The organism is Kordiimonas sediminis (genome assembly GCF_014656395.1).
Classification (GTDB): Bacteria; Pseudomonadota; Alphaproteobacteria; order Sphingomonadales; family Kordiimonadaceae; genus Kordiimonas_A; species Kordiimonas_A sediminis.
This window is the reverse complement of the sequence record NZ_BNCI01000001.1, coordinates 1,553,565-1,571,874: the sequence shown is the minus strand read 5'-3', so window position 1 is coordinate 1,571,874 and position 18,310 is coordinate 1,553,565. Positions and strand designations below refer to the sequence as shown.

Sequence of the window (18,310 nt, the reverse complement as noted above, 5' to 3'; positions counted from 1 at the left end):
TCACAGACATGCCGCCCTTGCGCCGCCCAGCAGGCTTTCCGCTTGATTGCGGGGGGCGACTCAGGTAGTCAGTGCGTTGAAACAAACGTCCCGCCACCGAAACCGGCGTCAGTTTGTCGACTGACAGTCAGACAAGGGACGACAAGGAGACAAACGGATGAAATTTTTCCTCGACACCGCCAACATCGACGAAATTCGTGAAGCGAATGATACAGGACTACTCGACGGTGTAACAACCAACCCTTCGCTGATCAAAAAAGCTGGTCGCGACTTCTTTGAAGTGATTACCGAAATTGCTGCACTGGTAGATGGTCCCGTATCTGCCGAAACCGTTGCGCACGACCACGAGACCATGCTGAAAGAAGGTCTGAAATGTGCGAAGATTTCTGATAAAATTGCTGTTAAGGTGCCGCTGACTATTGACGGATTGAAAACCTGTAAAGCCCTGCGCGCAGAAGGTATCATGGTCAATGTTACGCTGTGCTTCTCTGCCAACCAGGCTCTTTTGGCTGCAAAAGCAGGCGCCAGCTTCATTTCTCCGTTCGTTGGACGTCATGACGATGTTGGTTTTAACGGCATGGAACTGATCGAAGACATTCGTGTTATCTATGACAACTATGGTTTTGATACAGAAATTCTGGTCGCCTCCGTACGTCACCCAGCGCATATTCTTGAAAGTGCCCGGATCGGTGCGGATGTTGCCACCATGCCGTGGGACGCGATGAAGAAGCTCTTTAATCATCCACTGACAACAAATGGCCTGGCTGGTTTTGATAAAGACTGGGCCGCTACAGGCTTCTCAATCCTTTAAGAGCGGTCAAATTCAGATCATGAAAAGGCGGGACTGTCACTGGTGCCGCCTTTTCAATGCGAGTACACCATGCTTGATGACTTGATAAAACAATACCCTTTCCCGTCCGTTCCTGACGGAACAACACCGTGGAATTACACCCTGGGTGGCGGCGGTCGCGAAATGATCGACGCGATCATCAAAGAAGACAAACCCAAAATCATGCTGGAAATTGGCTGCTTTCTGTGTGCATCAACCAGACGGTGGCTGGAACTGGATCCCAATCTGATCGTCATTGGCGTTGATCCCTGGGATGAGGAAGGACTGACAGAACAGTGCAGACGTTACATAGGACGGCCAAATCTGACCCGCGCCTACCCGGATAAGGAAACACAGCTACAGTTTGTTGCAGATGTCGAAAGCCAGACGCCATTTCTGACCGCCATGGCCAATATCCTTGACTATCAGGACCGTTTCATTCCGGTTCGGGATTATTCACCTGCTGCGCTCTATAAAATCGCCGAAATCGGTGTTGTGCCAGACCTGGTATATATAGATTGCACAAAACAGCCCGATGAACTGGAAGTCAGCCATAAACTCTGGCCAAACGCTCGCATCACCGGTGACGACTGGCACTGGAACCGCGCGTACGGTTACCCCATGCGTCAGGTTGTGAACAATTTTGCCGACACATACGGCTTTGATGTAGAAGCCGACTGGGCAACATGGGTGCTGACAAAAAAATAAATTCTTGCTCCATCATCCTCTGCCGATTAAAGTCACGGCAGACAAACACAGGAGCTTTTTTGTCTACTAATACACTATCCGAGACCCGATAAACCCTGCCCGGCACGCATCTGCGTGATCCAGCAGGCAGGGAAAAAATCTTTCTCACCTTCTGCACACCGTTCGCAGAAGAAGGTTTTTGCTATCTCGGAGAAATCCATTGAATATTTCCAAACAGGAACAGCGCGCCTTGCACGTGCTGGCACAGGGTGGTGCGGTCCTCCTGACGCGCGATACCACGCGCAAAATTATCCAGGCAGACTGTGTAAACAGAGACGGCTGGCATTTAACCGGTTTTAACGTTGATCTTTTCAAGCGCCTGAAGAAACGTCGCCTGATCAGCAGTCGGAATTCCCGGCCGTACCGGATATCCTCGCTCGGTCTTTCTGTAGTCCGTTCGCAGATGAACAATCGCTAGAAAGGACTCGATCACATGACACTACATATTAAACCTGCCACTAATGCTGACATTCAGAAGCTGCCGGATATTTGCTATGCAACCATCCGGCGTTGCTACCCCACTATCATTGGGGCAGATACCGTAGAGACATATACCAAAAGCGGCGCTGTGCCGTCCTATTTCTCTCAGAATAAGGACACGACGCTATGCCTTTATAGTGACGATCAATTGATTGGCGCGGGCACATACCGGGACAATCGTGTCGATCTGATGATGATACACCATCAAATGCACCGGTCCGGGGCCGGTAGCCGTCTACTAGCAGCACTTGAAGACATTCTGCTTAAAACACATAAACGCCTGACCCTGGATTGTTTCACCAACAATCTACAGGCAATGAATTTCTATCAAAAACACGGATGGAAACCTGTACGGCAGTTTCAGGATGAATACGACATTCACTACACAGTTCTTGAAAAGTCTACACCGCCGGCATAAATGGCCGGGCTGGAAAACATGAAAAGTAAAGAGCGCCTCAAGGGGCGCTCTTTACACTACTGTTTATTCGTTTTCAAAAACCCAGGTAACGTGCCCCATCTTTCGGCCTTTCCGCGGCTCTAATTTGCCGTAGTGATGGAAATGGGCCGTTTCATCCAGAAGATATTTCTCATACTCAAGAATATCTTCCCCAAGCAGATTCTTCATCTCCACCCGGCCTTTGGCCACGGGTGAACCAAGTGGCAGACCACAAATCGCTCGAACATGCTGCTCGAACTGGCTGGTTACCGCGCCTTCAATGGTCCAGTGGCCACTATTATGAACGCGGGGGGCAATTTCATTGACGATCACTTCGTTTGTGGCATCAACCACAAACATTTCCACCGTCAGAATACCAATATATTCAAGCGCGTTTGCAATCCGCGTTGCCATGACCTTTGCCTTGGCTTCGATCGCGGGCTTCAGCGTTGCCGGGATTTTGGTAGTATCCAGAATATGATCCGTATGGACATTTTCGCCAACCGGGAAAGCAGCCACATCACCGCTTTCAGACCGGGCAACGATGACACTGATCTCGCGGTCAAACTTGATGAAACCTTCTAAAATGGCCGGTGCACCCGCCGTCACTTCCAGAACATTGTCAATATCAGCCCGCGCCTTGATCATCATCTGCCCCTTGCCGTCATACCCAAAACGGCGGGTCTTCGCCACACAAGGGCGACCAATCGTCTTAATCGCAACATCAAGTTCTTCGCGTGTTGTAAAGGCTGCATACGGTGCCGTTTTCACACCGCTGTCATTCAGGAAATCTTTTTCAACCAATCTGTCCTGCGCCACTTTCAATGCATTGGCACCTGGGCGAAGAAGCGTATGACGCGCCACAATATCTGCTGTTTGCGCAGGAACATTTTCAAATTCGTAGGTGACCACGTCCACAGATTTGGCGAAAACTTCGAGTGACTCTTCGTCTTCATATTCCGCAATCGTGAACTGGTGTGCCGTCTGGAACGCAGGGCTTCTGCGGTCGGGACAATAAATATGGCTTTTATAGCCAAGTCTGGCCGCAGCCATAGCAATCATACGGCCGAGCTGCCCGCCGCCAAGGATGCCGATCGTGCCACCGGGCTTAATAACTGTCAGATTTTGAGCGCCCATTTTATTCATCCACAGGTTCTTCGGCGATACTGGCCGTCTGGGCCGCGCGCCATGCTTCCAGCCTTTCAGCCAAATCATCGTCCATCAACGCCATGACGCTGGCAGCCAGCAGGCCTGCATTGATGGCACCCGCTTTACCAATCGCGAGCGTCCCCACAGGGATACCGCCAGGCATTTGAACAATAGAAAGCAGGCTGTCATTACCGGACAGGGTGCTGCTTTTGATCGGTACACCAAACACCGGCAGGGCCGTCATGGCGGCCGTCATGCCAGGCAGATGAGCAGCACCGCCAGCGCCGGCGATAATGCATTTCAACCCTCGGTCTTTTGCAGACTTGGCATACTCGTACAAGCGATCTGGCGTCCGGTGTGCAGAAACAATCCGGGCTTCAAAAGCGACGCCCAGATCTTCAAGCACCGTAGCTGCATGCTTCATTGTAGGCCAGTCAGATTGACTACCCATAATAATTCCGACAACCGGCGTATCGTTACTCATAGAGAATGCTTGCCCTATTTTGTTCAAGGTCCAGCGCACCTGCGCCACAAGGCGTCGCATTATATGCACGCACAAATTATATGCAAGCGCACAATATCAACTGCCGACAGCTCTGACACCGTACGCGATCACAAGCATAGCATCACTAAACCCTTAAAAGAGGGATTCCCATTTACTATATAATAAGATAGACAATATAGACTGATAGAATTCAGGTACTTGAACACACAAGAATTGGAGTGGTCATGAAGATATCCAACACCCCTGGGACGTATGGTCCTGGTCGGGCTGCCGCCACGGGGCGCACGCAGAAAAGCGGATCAACGACACGTGTTGGAACGCCGTCTTCCGTGCGTGATATTCATGACACCGTAGAAGTACAAAGTATTCCTGCAGATGAAATGACCCCTGCGGTCCAGCGCGCTATCATGCAATTGGTCGAGGAAGTTGACGCCCTGCGCCGCGAATTGCATGAAGCGAACAAACGCCTTAAAGACATTGAAGACCTGGCCGATATGGATCCGCTTCTGCCTATTCCAAACCGGCGAGCCTTTGTACGTGAACTTAGTCGCATGATCAGTTTTGCCCAGCGGTACGGCGCGCCGTCTACACTCGTCTTCATCGACTTAAACGACATGAAATATTTCAACGACACGTACGGACATGATGTTGGTGATCAGGTTCTGTTGCATGTGGCTAATCTCTTGATCGCAAATGTACGCGACACTGATATTGTCGCCCGTCTGGGCGGTGACGAGTTCGGTCTGATACTGGCACAGGCGGACGATAGTGTTGGCCATAACAAGGCCGAGGCCCTGATCAACCTGATACAGTCCCATCCGATCGAGATTAACGGTAAGCCCTATTCCCTGAAAATGGCATTTGGCACTTATACTTTCTCTGGCAATGATGAACCCAAAGAAGTCATCGATAAAGCTGACCGTGCTATGTATGAGAAAAAACGGGCGATGAAAAATGCGGAGCCACGCTAACGGATGCTATAGCCCTATCAGGCGATAATGTCAGGAAGCAGCATATCTTCCAATTTGGATATTTGGTCTTTCAAGATCAACTTACGTTTTTTCAACCGCTGAACCTGCAAATGATCAAAAGTGCCAACAGACATCATTGACTGAATAGCATCGTCCAAATCACGATGCTCTTCCAGAACTTCTGAAAGCCGTTGCTGGATTGCCTGATCATCCATAGTTTTGAAACTCCGTAAGCACCCGCCAATATGTGCCACACAGTACCGTATCTAAGCAATATAGATATGTCTGACATGTTGACGGCGCGATTATACCATGTCTTCTATAACGGGAGAAGAAAGACTGGCATAGATAAACGGGAAAATTGTACAATTGATTGATTTTGAGGATAATTTTTGGAATTGGTCAGTACAGCGCTACGGACAGCAGGGCATGAAGGACGCTTTTCTCGATGCTCAGGACCGATTCGGCATGGATATCAATCTTGCCTTGCTCTTTCTCTACCTTGACCAACACAACAAACACCTGACCGGTGACACCATCAAGGAGCTATATTCCCTGTCTCACCACTGGCAATCTGTACATCTGGCCCCCCTCAGACAACGCAGGCGCAGCGCACAGGGCACCGCCGACTATGATGACCTGAAGGCGCAGGAACTACGCCTGGAAAAGCAGGAGCAAAAAGCATTGGTCGCCGCCTGCAAGCCATGTGATGGATCAGGCAGACTAGCGGCAGAATATCTGAAAAGCCTGGCCTTGCCGCAGACACTTCAGGCAAAGCTTCTTAAGCTAAAATCACAGGACTAGCGTACGAGTCCCGCCCCTACCCAATCAGCGCCGATGACAGGGCACATGGAAGTGTGCTGCCAATTCTCAAGCAGAATCAAGATCAAACGCGGATTTGACACTTTTCACGTGACAAACATATGACATTGATGATCAAATGTTATTGGTAATTATACATAGAAGGAGAGCGAATGATGAGTATTGAAACGCATGTAGAATCTCTGGCCAATAAACATGCTGAAATTGAAGAAACTATCTCCCGTGAAGAACATCGACCTGTTCCAGACACTATGAAACTCTCCCAACTCAAAAAGAAGAAACTTCGAATTAAAGAAGAAATGGCAAGCTTGATGACACGACATTAACGTCAGATATCACCAGGAAATGCAGAAACGCACGGCATATGCCGTGCGTTTTTCTTTGTGTCGCTCTCTGCAGCTTCGTTATGAAAACAATCCACCAGACACTTGCTTTTGTTATCCCAACAACGGAATAGCAATAACCTTAGGTATCAGTTGCGAGCGTATCATCCTCTGCTGCAGGCGCTTCAGCTACAGTGACATCTGCCTCAGACGCATCCGCCGCACCGTCTGCAGGGGCATCACCCTTGGCAAGCATTTTTTCTTTGCGCGCACTAGCCAGTTTTACAGCTGCATCCAGTTCAAGCTGCTTACACAGGCCCAGACCTACAGGGTCCTGAGGTTTAATATTGGAAGAATTCCAATGTGTTTTACCCCGGATTGCCTGAATTGTTGGCTTGGTTGTTCCAACCAGACGACTGATCTGTAGGTCGCTCAGCTCCGGATGATTACGCACAAGCCATGCAATAGCATCGGGCTTATCCTGCCGCTTGGAAACAGGTGTGTACCGGGGCCCCTTGGTGCGCGGCATCGCCTTCACTTCATCTTCCAGCAGTTTCAGGGAAGCTGTGCTGTCATCCTGACAACGTTTAATTTCATCCCACGTCAGCTGTGCATTCGTTGTAGGGTCAAGCCCCACGATATGCGCACCAACAGTACCATCTGCAACACCCTGCACCTCAAGCTTATGGAGACCGCAAAATTCTGCAATCTGATCAAAAGTCAGGGTCGTATTATCTACCAGCCATACGGCAGTTGCCATTGGCATAAGAGGCTGTGTCATGCCTTAATCCTCTCAAATTACGTCCTCGAATATCCACAGTCCCGACGACAATAGAAGCCGGTCCAGCAAACCGCTCTGGCTCGCTGCCCTCAACCCGTAAGCTACCTTTTGGTGAATGAGGGGGGAAGGGAATCTCCTCCCGAACACCTTTATTATCAGGATAAATACAGTCTGTCACCGATTTTAATCGACGGTCAGAATGATTTTGCCCATATGTCGACTGGACTCCATCAGGGTATGCGCCGCAGCAGCATCCGCAAGGGGAAGCACAGTATCAATAACAGGACGCACGGTACCTGCTTCCAGTAGCGGCCAGACATTGTCCCGCAGATTACCCGCAATAGCGCCCTTAAAGCCATTATCACGTGGCCGCAGCGTACTGCCGGTCAGGACAAGACGCTTCAGCATCACTGGCATCATAGTAACCTCTGCAGTGGGGCCGGTCAGAAATGCAATGGAAACATGTCTGCCTTCAAGCGCCATACAGCTTATGTTTCTGTTTAAATACGCCCCACCAACCATATCAAGGATCACATTCACGCCCTGCCCACCGGTTTCGGCTTGCACGACGTCTTCAAACTGCTGTTCACGGTAATTTATGGCAAAATCTGCCCCCAGCGACTTGCAGAAGGCGACCTTGTCCGCACTGCCTGCTGTCGTGAAGACAGTTGCGCCAAAGGCCTTTGCCAACTGGATTGCGGTACTGCCAATACCGGAAGAGCCGCCATGAACCAGGAACTTTTCGCCAGCCTTTAGTCCTGCCCGGTCAAACACATTTGACCAGACGGTGAAATAGGTCTCTGGCAAGGCAGCCGCGTCGACCATGCTGAAGCCCTTCGGCACGGGCAGAACTGTCTCCCTTGGTGCCGTAACATACTGTGCATAACCGCCCCCTGGGACCAGCGCACAAACTGCATCGCCAATGGCAATACCCTGGACAGACGCACCAAGAGCCTCAACCACACCAGCAACTTCCAGACCCGGAATATCACTGGCACCCGGCGGCGGGGGATACAGCCCCAGTCGCTGCACACAGTCCGGGCGATTTACACCAGCCGCTGCAACCTTTATCAGCACTTCCCCGTCACCTGGGGTTGGGACCGGTCGATCACATACTTTGAGTACTTCCGGTCCACCCGGCTTTTCTATTTCTACGGCTTTCATGGTGCTTGCCTCCTTGTTCCAGTTGGTGCCACTATGGGCCGGAACAAATCTGGAGACAAGACATGGATGATGATGATCTGCCTATGCGTAAAGACAGCCCTCTGTCTGCGGTCGAAAAAGAAGATTTATACGACTATAGCGTTGCAGAACTTGAAGACCGCATTCACCGGCTTGAATGTGAAATTGCCCGTACGAAAGCGGATATGGCAGGAAAATCGAATAGTATGGCCGCCGCAGAAGCGCTTTTTAAATCCTGATCCACACCAAACGCACTCTACTGTGCGTTTGGTATTTCATTGTTCCCATCCGTTAGGATGCCGGACAGGTTTTTCCTCTGATTTCCTGCTGTTTCCTTAGCGCCGCCAAACCAATACGCTGGAGTGTAGGATAGCTGTCCTGATGGTTAGCCATCAACGCCACACTGATATCGGCTTCCGGATCCACCAGCAGCAAAGCAACAGCCCCCATGGAACCACCAGAATGCCATACCATATAGTCACAAGCAGCATTTGACAGTTTCTGATCATCACCTGATTTCAAACGGTCCTGCATCCGCTGACCTACCATCCAGCCAATTCCAAATCCGGTTGGTGTGCCGTCATTAAGCTGCTGCTCCTTGAAAAGCAGGTCCAGTGTCTCAGCTTTCAAATATCCCGGCTTCACATGGGCAAGGCCAAAATACATCATATCTGTTGCGGTTGTTGTAAATCCGCCGCCGGCCCATTTGTAACTGTTGTCAACATCGGGTGCATACCCAGTTGCAACATGAAAACGTGCCAAATTGGGGATGTCTTTGGTTACATCCTCTGCCAGCGTATTATCCAGATTTAGCGGTTTGAAGACTTCCCGGTCCATCATAGCCAGAAATTCATCCCCGCCCATTTTCTCCAGCGCGGCACTGATTAAATTCCAGCCGTAGGACGTATAAGAAACCTTGGTCCCTGGTTCAAATTCAAGGGGGTCTGCAGAAAAAATCACCAATCCATCAATAACCGTTGGATAGTGCACGTTGCTTGCAAATTCATTACCCCGATAGTGACGCACACCCGCCGTATGTGTAGTAAGCTGCCGCAAACTGATCGGCCATTGTTTCGGCCCATATTCGGGAACCAGCCTTGATACATCTGTATCCAGATCAACCAGCCCACGTTCATATAAGCGTGCAAGCAGAGCAGCTGTCATGATTTTGGAAACACTGCCCGGGCGCATTTTCGTATCAACAGTTACCGGCGCGCCAGATTTATAATCAGCATCGCCGAAACCTTCTGCCCACAATAGTGTGTCACCTGCCCCAATAGCAAAGGTAATACCCACGACATTATCTTGGGCAACAGCGGCTTCAAATTGTGGTCGCAGCGCTTCTTCCAGTGCTGTATCACCATACGCAGGCAACAAGCCCGCAACGAGTAAAATTCCCAATAAAACAGAACGCATTATCATCCCCATTCCTATTCTTATAGGGACGGAAGCTAGCACTGATTATCGGAAAAAACCACCCTGGTGAAAGCAATAGCCCAGGGTGGGGAAAGGGTCAGGAAAAAACCTGACAGCGAGGAAAAACATGATCGAACAACCGAGCTTCCCCTGCCTGCATTGGGGTTGGGGGGGGGGAGGGTGCAGACAGAGGAAGCCGGCGTCCTTAGGGAGGAAACGCCACTTATGCGGCGTCAGCCTCAATCACTTTGCGCTTTGACGTTTGCGCAGATTTGATTTCAACCGATCTTGGTTTCATATGGTCGGGGATTACACGCTTCAGCTCGATATCCAACAGGCCGTTTTCAAAACGAGCATCACCAACCTGAATTGTTTCCGCAAGACTGAAACGGCGTTCAAACGCGCGCTTTGCAATGCCTTTATGGATGAAACTACGATCTTCGTCATCGTCCAGCGCCCGGCCCGAAATCACAAGAGTACCATCTGTTACGGTTACATCCAGTTCGTCTGGGGAAAACCCTGCAACAGCCATTGTGATCCGATAATCGTCTTCGGACACTTTTTCGATATTATAAGGTGGGTAGGCATTTGTTGTTTCTGTACCTGCTACGCTGTCAAACAAACGGTTCAGGTGATCAAATCCTACGGAACTGCGAAGCAGTGGAGAAAGGTCATAACGTCTCATTTTATAGTCCTCCTTAGAAGCGACTGTGGGCAACGTCAGCCCAGGTTTACGCCCGCCACCATGGCCAGGCTTTTCAATCAATCGGCCCCAGTAGTGGCAACCGATATATCCTATTTGGGAGTAGTTTTTGGGACTTCAAGGCCTGAAACCCAAAAATCGACATGCGACCATACGATTTTCCCCAACACATTGATTTTAATAATCTATTTTAATCCCTTTATAGTCGAATACATAGCCAGTATCGGCACTGTCCAGCCGCTGAAGTACCGACAATAGCTGCTGTGCTGTACTGTCAGGCGTCTTTAATTGACCTTCCCGCACACCCTTTTGAAAAGGCTTTGACAAGGCACTGTCCACAGTCCCTGGATGCAGGCCAACGACAATGCTTTCTTTACGCCCTCTTCCCAGTTCAATACTGGCAGTTTTCAGGAACATATTCAGCCCGGCTTTCGACATTCTATATGAATACCAGCCTCCTAATCTGTTATCGCCTATACTGCCGACACGGGCAGACAGCGCAGCAAATATCGCACGCCTGTCACGGTGCAGTTTCGGAGAAAAATGTTTCAGTATCAGTGCAGGTCCAACCGTATTTACAGCAAACACTTGCGCCATTTGATCTACATTCAAATCTTTCAGCGACTTCTCAGGGTGCACCGTGTCATTATGCAATATGCCGGTTGTTACAAGGATCAGATCAAGTGGTTTGGTTATTGTCCCAGCAGCCTGTTGGACGCTGCGTTCATCGCAGACATCAATCGTCTCAAACCGAACGCCGGCGGGCGTTTTTTCAGGGGCTTTTCGTTGGAAGCTCCATACAGTGCAGTTCGGAAACTGTGCTGATATTTCTGTTACAAGCGCCGCACCGATGGCCCCGCCGCCACCAATAATTGCTACTGCATCCATGAAAAAATCCTCTGGTTCTCAGCTAGTCAGTTTTTATACGCCCTGCCCATCCACGCAGATTAAAAAAGCCGCCCCCTTTTCAGGAGGCGGCCATATCTAACCACTGAATTTCAGAGAAGAATTATTGCACGCCGCCAGAAACAAACTTCATCAAGCGTTCCCAGTGCGTCAGGGATTTATAGAAACTATCAACACGGATTTTTTCGTTCAGACCGTGTGCGTTTGCCCTGTCGCCTTTGCGGCCAAACAGACCGCCCGTACCGTAAACAGGCATACCATATGCGCGGAATTCTTTCCCATCTGTACCGCCCGCAGACATATTGGCAGAAACAGGCAACTCGCCATACTCTTCGGCCATTGCATATTTCACTGCGGCAATCACATCCTCACGCAGAGGCGAAGCATCTGCAAAACTTGGTTCCGCCTTGCGGGTAATAACTACGCCGTCATCACCAATAACAGAAGCCAGAACATGCTCCACATCAGCCGGATCAACACCAGGCATAATACGGCAGTTAACTGTTGCCTGCGCTGATTGTGGCAAGGCATTTTCTGCATGCCCTGCCTCTAGCATTGTCGTAACACATGTTGTACGCGTGATAGAGTTATACCGAACATTGTTTGACAGAATATCTGCAGCCACCATATCAGATGGATCGTTGGCAAAATCCAGAAGCGCCTGCTTCATCTCGCCTGTTTCATTTTCCGCTGCAACGTTCAGCATAATTTTGCTAACCGGATTAAGGCGTGGTGGGAAGGAATAGTCTTCTACCTTCTGAAGCGCATCAATAAGCTGATAAATCGCATTATCGTCACGTGGCTGGCTAGAATGCCCCCCAGAGTTAGTAACCGTCAGCAGAAGCGTCATATATGTCTTCTCAGCCGCCTGAATGCTGTATGCGAGCGGCTTACCGTCTTCGTCCATACTGCCTCCGCCAGCATCAGAATTATAAATCAATTCAATATTCAACAGCTTGTCACGGTTGGCAGCGATATGCTTGGTCGTCACCATGCCGGTTTCTTCGTCGCCCGTGTAAATAATCACCAGGTCACGATCGGGCACATAGCCTTCTTTTTTAAGCTTGATGAAGGTCGCCGCAAGTCCGACGGCACCCGCTTTATTGTCTGCCGTGCCGCGCCCCATGAAAAAGCCGTCTTTTTCCGTCAACACGAACGGGTCCAGCACCCAGTCCTTGCGCTTGGCTGTCACGACATCCAGATGCGCCATAAAACCGATGCCCTGCTTGGAACGATCTTTACCCGGATAGCGAACAATCATGCCGCCCAGACCATCAACATTCAAAAGCGTGATATCTTCCTCGGCAAACCCTGCCTCCATGAACCGGTTTTTCAAATTACCTGTCAGCGTGAACATGGCTTCCGGATGATCCGTAGACGTTGGCGTCTCAACCGTTTCCTTATAGATTTCACGCGCCATTTTTTCATGGGCAGACAAATCTGCCGCTTGCAGGGTCGCGCTTGCAAACAATGCAAACGAACTGACCGCAAGTGTTGTCTTTAAAAATTTCATTGGTAACTCCCCACGTTTCCACTGTTCCCCAGTTTGAAAACAGATTTAATTGATTAAATTAAAGATGACGCACACCATAGGCGATCATCAAGGCAGGGGACAATATAAAGTTTATTAAATTAGTTGAGCTGAGATATCAGTGTACTGTCGTACGCCCAAAGTCTGACAGGCACCATGCAATAGCTACAGTATGCTGCCCCAAGAAAAAAGGCACCCCGACCAAACGGGATGCCCAATTTCATGTCGCTGATTGTCGCATCTAGAATTCGAAGCGAAGCTCCGCACCGTAACGACGACCCTTCAGCATTGGGGAGAAATAGTTCCCGCCAAAGCTACCAAACGGCAAGACAGTGACACCGCCGATTACGGCTTCGTCTGTTAGGTTCTTCGCGTACAGTGCCAAGGTCCAGTTACCAGAATGTGGCTCGTAGCTAAGACCCGCATTCAGTTCTTCACGCGTGTTGAACCAGGCATGGTTACGGTCTGTGTATGGTGAACGTGAGCGGTAGCTATAGTCACCGCGTGCCGTGATTACACCAGAATCCAGCTGAATATCGTATGTGAAGCCAAGATTGTACGTCCATTTTGCAACACGTGGGAACCGTAGATCCAGATCTGTCTGATCCAGAACGCCGTCACCTGACAAGTCAACCAGTACGTCAGTATATTTGTCATCCATGTAGCCAAGACCAGCATTGATCACGAAATTATCCGTCACCATGATGACAGTATCAGCCTCAAAACCGATCAAACGACCGTTCGCTGTATTCGCGATATCCTGGAATACACCAACAACAGGATCAGCCAGGTTTACTTCACGCTGCATGTTATTGATCTTGTTATAGAAGGCTGCTGCATTGAAACGTACACGGTTGTCCATGAACTTGGCTTTCAAACCGGCTTCCAGACTATCTACACGCTCTGGGTCAAATGCTTTTGGATTCGGTAGCGGCGACCGGAAGTTATATCCACCTGCACGGTAGCTTCTCGCCCAGTGTGCATAGAGTGTTTTATCATCATCCAGCGCATACTGAACACCCAGCTTTGGTGACCAGTTCGTCCATTTATCATTGTCTGTGTTGCCTGCACCGCAAGTGGTGAACTCAAAATCACAGGTACCCAGCGGGCGTACAATTGCGTCCTTCTTCTCAGAAGAGTAGCGCAAGCCAGCCTGCAGTGTCACACGATCAGACAGGTCCACATAGTTGTTGATGAACGCACCCCAGGTTTCGTGGTCCTGTGTGCCGCCACCGCCGATTTCAGTGGAGCCGAAGACAAGTGACCGGCCTTCTTTATAATCCAGATCAGCACTGAAGTAGAAGAAGCCAGTTGTCAGCTCCCAGTTATCACGAACCATCGCGTTATAGCGGATTTCGTTGGAAATCTGCTCATACTCTGTAGACGTTGTTGCATGGAACAGGTTAAGCGCCGTGCTGTCGATATCGCTCAGGCCACTATGGCTCAGGTCACGATATCCAAATACGTTGGTGATAGAACCAACACCAAGGTCCAAACGAGATTCAACCGTGATCTGATCCCAGTCAAGATCAACAAAACCCGGCTCATCAGAGACCGTCTTGATATCTTTGGACGGATCCGCAGGCGTGTTTAGAGACGAATCCTGATCGATAGGACCGTCGCCTTTTTTCTCACCGTGCTCCCAAATTACCGTTGTTTCAAAACGGTCACTTGGCGAGTAAACGATCATCGGGCGAACGAGTAATGTTTCGTCTTTGCCAACCTTGCGGTCTACGGTTTCATTATCGAAGTAGCCGTTATCGTCTTTATACTGAACAGCCAGTTTCGCAGAAACCGTTTCGCTCAAGGAGCCTTCAACCGACAAACCGACCATTTTCTGAAGGCCACTTTCGATACCCACCTTACCGCGAACACGTGTTTCACCGTCTGGACGACGTGAGCGCAGAAGCACCGCACCGCCTGTCACGTTACGGCCAAACAGAACACCTTGTGGACCCTTGTGGATTTCTACAGATTCCACATCAAACATATCGGTGATAACACCAAAAGTGCTTCCCAGATACACACCGTCGACAAACACACCAACGGCTGGATCAATAGACGGGATGGAACTGTTGATACCAAGGCCGCGCACAGTGAAGTTTGCAACGCCTGGGGTTGTACCAATACCGTCCAGTGCAATGTTCGGTGACGCCATTGCAAGGTCTTCAAGTGAAATCACCTGACGTGCTTCCAACTGACGCGTACCAAAGGCAGCGATCTGTGCTGGTACGCCCTGCGCACTTTCAGCGGCAGAACGCTTGGTACCATAGACCATTACTTCTTCAATAAGAATATCTGCAGCACCAGAAGCCTGAGAGGCCTCCTGTGCAGAAACAGAACCACTCGTAACACCAACACTCAGAGCTGTCGAGGCAAGCAGCCCCACTAAAAATTTCTTGTCTACTGCGGACATTAAATTCCCCTCAAAACTGTAAAAAAGCTTCATCAAAAAACTGCTTGGCTTCTCCCGACCAAACAGCATCAAAGCTTCTACATACTGCGGGGTGGAAAAGATACAGAACACGGCCAGCGCCATACGTTCGACCATACACATTCCATTGATGTGTTACATTATTACAACAAAAAGACAGATTCAGTCTGATATACTGATTTGCCTGCTGGCGCCTCCGATTCTGTCGGTGAGAGCGACCAATAAAAAAGGCACCCTGACGGATCAGAGTGCCTTTGATAAAACTGTCGACGGTTTCCCTTACAGGATACGCCTTATTTCTTGAGAGAGAAGTTACCGAAGCGCTTGTTAAAGCGAGCAACCTGGCCGCCTTCAAGAACAGTACGGGTACCACCAGTCCACGCTGGGTGGGACTTAGGGTCAATCTCAAGTGTAAGCGTGTCACCTTCCGAGCCCCAAGTAGAACGAGTCTCAAAAGTTGTCCCGTCAGTCATAGCCACAGTGATAGTGTGGTAATCGGGATGAATATCTTGCTTCATGGTCATATCTCCAAAAACGAGCCGACCATATAGGAGAAATTTATCTGCTTGGCAAGCCACTATTGTCATTTTTTGTCCGTGCCTGTTTCAGAGAAATAGCAGCTATGCATATTTTTACACGGCACAGGGATTTCATTTCCAGTCCGAATGGTCCATATAGAGAAAATATATAAACAAGCCCAAGAATAATAAAGCAAGATCGACAGACAATGGCAGACACCTCCACACGTACAGAACATCAGCCCCCAAAAGGCAAACTGGCGAACCTCAAAACCTTGTGGTCTTACATTGGCCGGTATAAGGTTCGCGTCGCACTTGCGGCCTTCTTTCTTGTCATTGCAGCCGGTACCGTTCTCGGTATTCCTCTTGCGTTTCGTGACATTATTGACAAGGGCTTCACCGCACAAAATGCAGAGACAGTTGACCGCTACTTCCTTGTTTTTGTTATCATTGTTGCTGTTATGGCATCCTCAACGGCACTACGGTTCTACTTTGTCACCTGGATCGGGGAACGGGTTGTCGCCGACATCCGCAAGGCGGTCTACGAACGACTGATCACCCTGTCCCCAGAGTTTTTTGAAGAAAACAGACCCGGTGAAATTGTCTCGCGGCTAACAGCAGACACAACGCTTATTCAGTCAATCGTCGGCTCCAGTGTTTCTATCTGGGCCCGTAATTTACTGATCGCCATTGGCGGCACCATCAGTCTTTTTATCATGTCGCCCAAACTGGTCGCACTTATCCTGGTCGTGATTCCGATCGCAGTGTTCACCATCATTTATATGGGGCGCCGTGTCCGCAAGCTTAGCCGTACAAGTCAGGACAAAGTCGCCGATGTGGGCGCACGCGCAAACGAATCGCTGGCGGCGATCAATATTGTTCAGGCTTTCACCCGTGAAAATGAAGAAACCAGACGTTTTGGCGACAGTGTTGACGATGCCTTCTCTGCCGCCAAATTGCGCATAAAGTTACGGGCATGGCTAACCGCCATCATGATCTTTTTGGTATTTGGTGCCATCGCCCTTGTCCTGTATGAGGGAATTCAGGATGTTATCAGCGGCACCATGACCGGTGGCGAAATGGCTGCCTTTATTATGCAGGCCATGTTTGTTGCCGGGGCGTTTGGCGCCCTTTCTGAAGTTTACAGTGAACTGCAGCGCGCTGCCGGTGCTGCGGGCAGACTGACCGAACTACTGTCTGCTGAGTCAAAGATTAAACCGCCAGCCAATCCTGTTGCACTGCCTGCGCCCGTTAAAGGTGCAATCAATTATGACGAGGTAACATTCTTCTACCCGATGAAACCGTCTGTGGCTGCCCTCCAGGATTTCTCATTATCACTAAGCCCAGGCGAAACTGTTGCGCTTGTCGGGCCGTCGGGTGCAGGTAAAACAACTGTCCTCCAGCTCTTGTTACGGTTTTACGACCCGCAGAATGGACAGGTAACGCTGGACGGCGTTAATATTGCCAGCACGTCACCAGAGGACTTTCGCTCTCATCTGTCTTTCGTCCCCCAGGAGACGATCATCTTTGCTGACACAATTGCAGAGAATATTCGCTATGGTCGACTGGAAGCCACTGACGAAGAAGTGCGGGCAGCAGCAAAAGCCGCCGCCGCCCTTGAATTTATTGAAGCCTCCGAGAATGGTTTTGACACCGTGCTTGGTGAACGGGGAGCCCGCCTGTCCGGGGGCCAGCGTCAAAGGCTGGCGATCGCCCGGGCCATCCTGCGGGATGCACCTGTTCTTCTACTGGACGAAGCTACAAGTGCCCTTGATGCAGAATCAGAACTGAAAGTTCAGGAAGCACTGGAACATCTGATGGAGGGTCGGACCACCATCGTAATCGCCCACCGACTTGCAACTGTCAAAAAGGCAGACCGCATTATCGTCATGGATGAAGGCCGGATTGTTGCCGAAGGCACGCACGATGAATTGTCTCGAAAAGACGGTCTTTATAAACGCCTGGCAGATCTACAATTCGGCAGTATGCATTAAATAGCTCTGCTAACATAAAAAGCCCCGACATTGATCGGGGCTTTTCTAAATTCAGAAGCTGTTTGAATGTGCAGCTTATGTATTGGCGAATGCCAGAAGCTCGTCGAACGTCATACCGTCCAACTGGTCACCGAATTTCTTCAAGATGCTATCCTCAGCACCGCCAGAAACCATGTCTTTCGCTGCGCCCATCAAACCATCTTTGTTTTCGGCAACAGCCTTCTTGCCAAGTGCTGCGACTGCTTCCGTCAACTTACCCTGATCAGCGTCAGAAAGCTGCGCCTTCATATTGGCAAGGCTTGCTTTGAACGCTTCAACACTGGATGTATCCAGCTTGACAGACTCAGCAACTTTTTCGACAGTTTCTTTCGCCATATCCTTGGCAGTATCCATCATGGACTTGCTGTCATCAGCTGTTTGATTGGCAACCTGCTCCGCTTCCTGTGCTGGTGCAGAATTAGTATCGGATGAATTGTCACCACATGCAACCAGCCCCAAAGCGGCAAGCCCCAGTACTGACATTGAACGTAAATATGGTGTGCGCATTGTTTCTCTCCCTTGAAATGCCTGATTATTAAGTAGG

At 49.9% G+C, this 18,310-nt stretch carries 21 protein-coding genes; 9 read left to right on the top strand and 12 right to left on the bottom strand.

Going from position 1 to position 18,310, the window contains the following annotated elements; genetic code table 11:
* The first annotated feature begins 157 nt into the window (after positions 1-157).
* From fsa to IE181_RS06935, 4 genes are all read left to right on the top strand, one after another.
* Positions 158-811, top strand: coding sequence for a fructose-6-phosphate aldolase (fsa, locus tag IE181_RS06950; protein WP_191251202.1), 654 nt, complete (start codon positions 158-160; stop codon positions 809-811).
* Between the two features lie 69 nt (positions 812-880).
* Entirely contained in the window at positions 881-1,537 is a 657-nt protein-coding gene (locus IE181_RS06945; protein ID WP_191251200.1) for a hypothetical protein, read from the top strand.
* Between the two features lie 199 nt (positions 1,538-1,736).
* Entirely contained in the window at positions 1,737-1,994 is a 258-nt protein-coding gene (locus IE181_RS06940) for a YjhX family toxin (RefSeq protein ID WP_191251198.1), read from the top strand.
* A gap of 15 nt (positions 1,995-2,009) precedes the next feature.
* Positions 2,010-2,474 (top strand): GNAT family N-acetyltransferase, encoded by a 465-nt coding sequence (locus tag IE181_RS06935; RefSeq protein ID WP_191251195.1) that lies wholly within the window; start codon positions 2,010-2,012, stop codon positions 2,472-2,474.
* Positions 2,475-2,537: 63 nt separating this feature from the next.
* Here IE181_RS06935 and IE181_RS06930 read toward each other — a convergent pair whose 3' ends face one another.
* Both IE181_RS06930 and purE read right to left on the bottom strand, forming a co-directional pair.
* Positions 2,538-3,629, bottom strand: coding sequence for a 5-(carboxyamino)imidazole ribonucleotide synthase (locus tag IE181_RS06930; protein ID WP_191251193.1), 1,092 nt, complete (start codon positions 3,627-3,629; stop codon positions 2,538-2,540).
* 1 nt (position 3,630) lies between these two features.
* Positions 3,631-4,125, bottom strand: a complete 495-nt coding sequence (purE, locus tag IE181_RS06925) for a 5-(carboxyamino)imidazole ribonucleotide mutase (RefSeq protein WP_191251191.1) — start codon at positions 4,123-4,125, stop codon at positions 3,631-3,633.
* A 245-nt stretch (positions 4,126-4,370) separates the two neighbouring features.
* Here purE and IE181_RS06920 point away from each other — a divergent pair, with 245 nt between their 5' ends.
* Positions 4,371-5,117: a GGDEF domain-containing protein gene (locus tag IE181_RS06920; RefSeq protein WP_191251189.1), complete on the top strand. Its 747-nt coding sequence runs from the start codon at positions 4,371-4,373 to the stop codon at positions 5,115-5,117.
* 17 nt (positions 5,118-5,134) lie between these two features.
* Here the strand turns inward: IE181_RS06920 and IE181_RS06915 are convergent, their stop codons facing one another.
* Positions 5,135-5,332, bottom strand: a complete 198-nt coding sequence (locus IE181_RS06915) for a YdcH family protein (protein ID WP_191251187.1) — start codon at positions 5,330-5,332, stop codon at positions 5,135-5,137.
* A gap of 154 nt (positions 5,333-5,486) precedes the next feature.
* Here IE181_RS06915 and IE181_RS06910 point away from each other — a divergent pair, with 154 nt between their 5' ends.
* Both IE181_RS06910 and IE181_RS06905 read left to right on the top strand, forming a co-directional pair.
* Complete coding sequence (locus IE181_RS06910; RefSeq protein ID WP_191251185.1) at positions 5,487-5,921, top strand: TIGR02444 family protein; 435 nt, start codon at positions 5,487-5,489, stop codon at positions 5,919-5,921.
* Positions 5,922-6,091: 170 nt separating this feature from the next.
* Positions 6,092-6,265 (top strand): DUF465 domain-containing protein, encoded by a 174-nt coding sequence (locus tag IE181_RS06905; protein WP_229819197.1) that lies wholly within the window; start codon positions 6,092-6,094, stop codon positions 6,263-6,265.
* A gap of 139 nt (positions 6,266-6,404) precedes the next feature.
* Here the strand turns inward: IE181_RS06905 and IE181_RS06900 are convergent, their stop codons facing one another.
* A complete protein-coding gene (locus IE181_RS06900) occupies positions 6,405-7,043 on the bottom strand; it encodes a DUF1013 domain-containing protein (RefSeq protein ID WP_191251183.1) in 639 nt (212 codons plus the stop codon).
* Positions 7,044-7,226: 183 nt separating this feature from the next.
* Positions 7,227-8,207 (bottom strand): NAD(P)H-quinone oxidoreductase, encoded by a 981-nt coding sequence (locus tag IE181_RS06895; RefSeq protein ID WP_191251181.1) that lies wholly within the window; start codon positions 8,205-8,207, stop codon positions 7,227-7,229.
* A 62-nt stretch (positions 8,208-8,269) separates the two neighbouring features.
* Between IE181_RS06895 and IE181_RS06890 the strand changes: the two genes are divergently transcribed.
* A complete protein-coding gene (locus tag IE181_RS06890; RefSeq protein WP_191251179.1) occupies positions 8,270-8,464 on the top strand; it encodes a DUF1192 domain-containing protein in 195 nt (64 codons plus the stop codon).
* Between the two features lie 52 nt (positions 8,465-8,516).
* Here IE181_RS06890 and IE181_RS06885 read toward each other — a convergent pair whose 3' ends face one another.
* The 6 genes from IE181_RS06885 to rpmE form a co-directional block, all read right to left on the bottom strand.
* Positions 8,517-9,641 (bottom strand): serine hydrolase domain-containing protein, encoded by a 1,125-nt coding sequence (locus IE181_RS06885; RefSeq protein ID WP_191251177.1) that lies wholly within the window; start codon positions 9,639-9,641, stop codon positions 8,517-8,519.
* Positions 9,642-9,864: 223 nt separating this feature from the next.
* Positions 9,865-10,326, bottom strand: a complete 462-nt coding sequence (locus IE181_RS06880; protein ID WP_191251174.1) for an Hsp20 family protein — start codon at positions 10,324-10,326, stop codon at positions 9,865-9,867.
* Positions 10,327-10,521: 195 nt separating this feature from the next.
* Positions 10,522-11,232 carry an SDR family NAD(P)-dependent oxidoreductase gene (locus IE181_RS06875; RefSeq protein WP_191251172.1) on the bottom strand — a complete coding sequence of 237 codons (711 nt, stop codon included), beginning with the start codon at positions 11,230-11,232 and terminating at the stop codon, positions 10,522-10,524.
* 121 nt (positions 11,233-11,353) lie between these two features.
* Entirely contained in the window at positions 11,354-12,763 is a 1,410-nt protein-coding gene (locus IE181_RS06870; protein WP_191251170.1) for a M20/M25/M40 family metallo-hydrolase, read from the bottom strand.
* Positions 12,764-13,022: 259 nt separating this feature from the next.
* Positions 13,023-15,332: a TonB-dependent receptor gene (locus IE181_RS06865; protein WP_191251168.1), complete on the bottom strand. Its 2,310-nt coding sequence runs from the start codon at positions 15,330-15,332 to the stop codon at positions 13,023-13,025.
* Positions 15,333-15,508: 176 nt separating this feature from the next.
* On the bottom strand, positions 15,509-15,733 hold the full coding sequence (gene rpmE, locus IE181_RS06860) for a 50S ribosomal protein L31 (RefSeq protein WP_191251166.1): 225 nt from the start codon (positions 15,731-15,733) through the stop codon (positions 15,509-15,511).
* A 209-nt stretch (positions 15,734-15,942) separates the two neighbouring features.
* On the opposite strand from rpmE, the gene IE181_RS06855 reads away from it, so the two are divergent.
* Positions 15,943-17,727, top strand: coding sequence for an ABC transporter transmembrane domain-containing protein (locus IE181_RS06855; RefSeq protein WP_191251164.1), 1,785 nt, complete (start codon positions 15,943-15,945; stop codon positions 17,725-17,727).
* A gap of 75 nt (positions 17,728-17,802) precedes the next feature.
* Here the strand turns inward: IE181_RS06855 and IE181_RS06850 are convergent, their stop codons facing one another.
* Positions 17,803-18,273: an ATP synthase subunit B family protein gene (locus IE181_RS06850; protein ID WP_191251162.1), complete on the bottom strand. Its 471-nt coding sequence runs from the start codon at positions 18,271-18,273 to the stop codon at positions 17,803-17,805.
* Between the last annotated feature and the right edge of the window lie 37 nt (positions 18,274-18,310).

Bases quoted from the DNA above. Each gene is read 5' to 3' on its own strand.
- purE (WP_191251191.1), bottom strand. From the start codon at position 4,125: ATGAGTAACGATACGCCGGTTGTCGGAATTATTATGGGTAGTCAATCT.
- fsa (WP_191251202.1), top strand. From the start codon at position 158: ATGAAATTTTTCCTCGACACCGCCAACATCGACGAAATTCGTGAAGCG.
- IE181_RS06870 (WP_191251170.1), bottom strand. From the start codon at position 12,763: ATGAAATTTTTAAAGACAACACTTGCGGTCAGTTCGTTTGCATTGTTT.
- IE181_RS06850 (WP_191251162.1), bottom strand. From the start codon at position 18,273: ATGCGCACACCATATTTACGTTCAATGTCAGTACTGGGGCTTGCCGCT.
- IE181_RS06895 (WP_191251181.1), bottom strand. From the start codon at position 8,207: ATGAAAGCCGTAGAAATAGAAAAGCCGGGTGGACCGGAAGTACTCAAA.
- IE181_RS06930 (WP_191251193.1), bottom strand. From the start codon at position 3,629: ATGGGCGCTCAAAATCTGACAGTTATTAAGCCCGGTGGCACGATCGGC.
- rpmE (WP_191251166.1), bottom strand. From the start codon at position 15,733: ATGAAGCAAGATATTCATCCCGATTACCACACTATCACTGTGGCTATG.
- IE181_RS06865 (WP_191251168.1), bottom strand. From the start codon at position 15,332: ATGGTCGAACGTATGGCGCTGGCCGTGTTCTGTATCTTTTCCACCCCG.
- IE181_RS06920 (WP_191251189.1), top strand. From the start codon at position 4,371: ATGAAGATATCCAACACCCCTGGGACGTATGGTCCTGGTCGGGCTGCC.
- IE181_RS06875 (WP_191251172.1), bottom strand. From the start codon at position 11,232: ATGGATGCAGTAGCAATTATTGGTGGCGGCGGGGCCATCGGTGCGGCG.
- IE181_RS06915 (WP_191251187.1), bottom strand. From the start codon at position 5,332: ATGGATGATCAGGCAATCCAGCAACGGCTTTCAGAAGTTCTGGAAGAG.
- IE181_RS06935 (WP_191251195.1), top strand. From the start codon at position 2,010: ATGACACTACATATTAAACCTGCCACTAATGCTGACATTCAGAAGCTG.
- IE181_RS06890 (WP_191251179.1), top strand. From the start codon at position 8,270: ATGGATGATGATGATCTGCCTATGCGTAAAGACAGCCCTCTGTCTGCG.
- IE181_RS06885 (WP_191251177.1), bottom strand. From the start codon at position 9,641: ATGCGTTCTGTTTTATTGGGAATTTTACTCGTTGCGGGCTTGTTGCCT.
- IE181_RS06900 (WP_191251183.1), bottom strand. From the start codon at position 7,043: ATGACACAGCCTCTTATGCCAATGGCAACTGCCGTATGGCTGGTAGAT.
- IE181_RS06880 (WP_191251174.1), bottom strand. From the start codon at position 10,326: ATGAGACGTTATGACCTTTCTCCACTGCTTCGCAGTTCCGTAGGATTT.
- IE181_RS06945 (WP_191251200.1), top strand. From the start codon at position 881: ATGCTTGATGACTTGATAAAACAATACCCTTTCCCGTCCGTTCCTGAC.
- IE181_RS06855 (WP_191251164.1), top strand. From the start codon at position 15,943: ATGGCAGACACCTCCACACGTACAGAACATCAGCCCCCAAAAGGCAAA.
- IE181_RS06905 (WP_229819197.1), top strand. From the start codon at position 6,092: ATGATGAGTATTGAAACGCATGTAGAATCTCTGGCCAATAAACATGCT.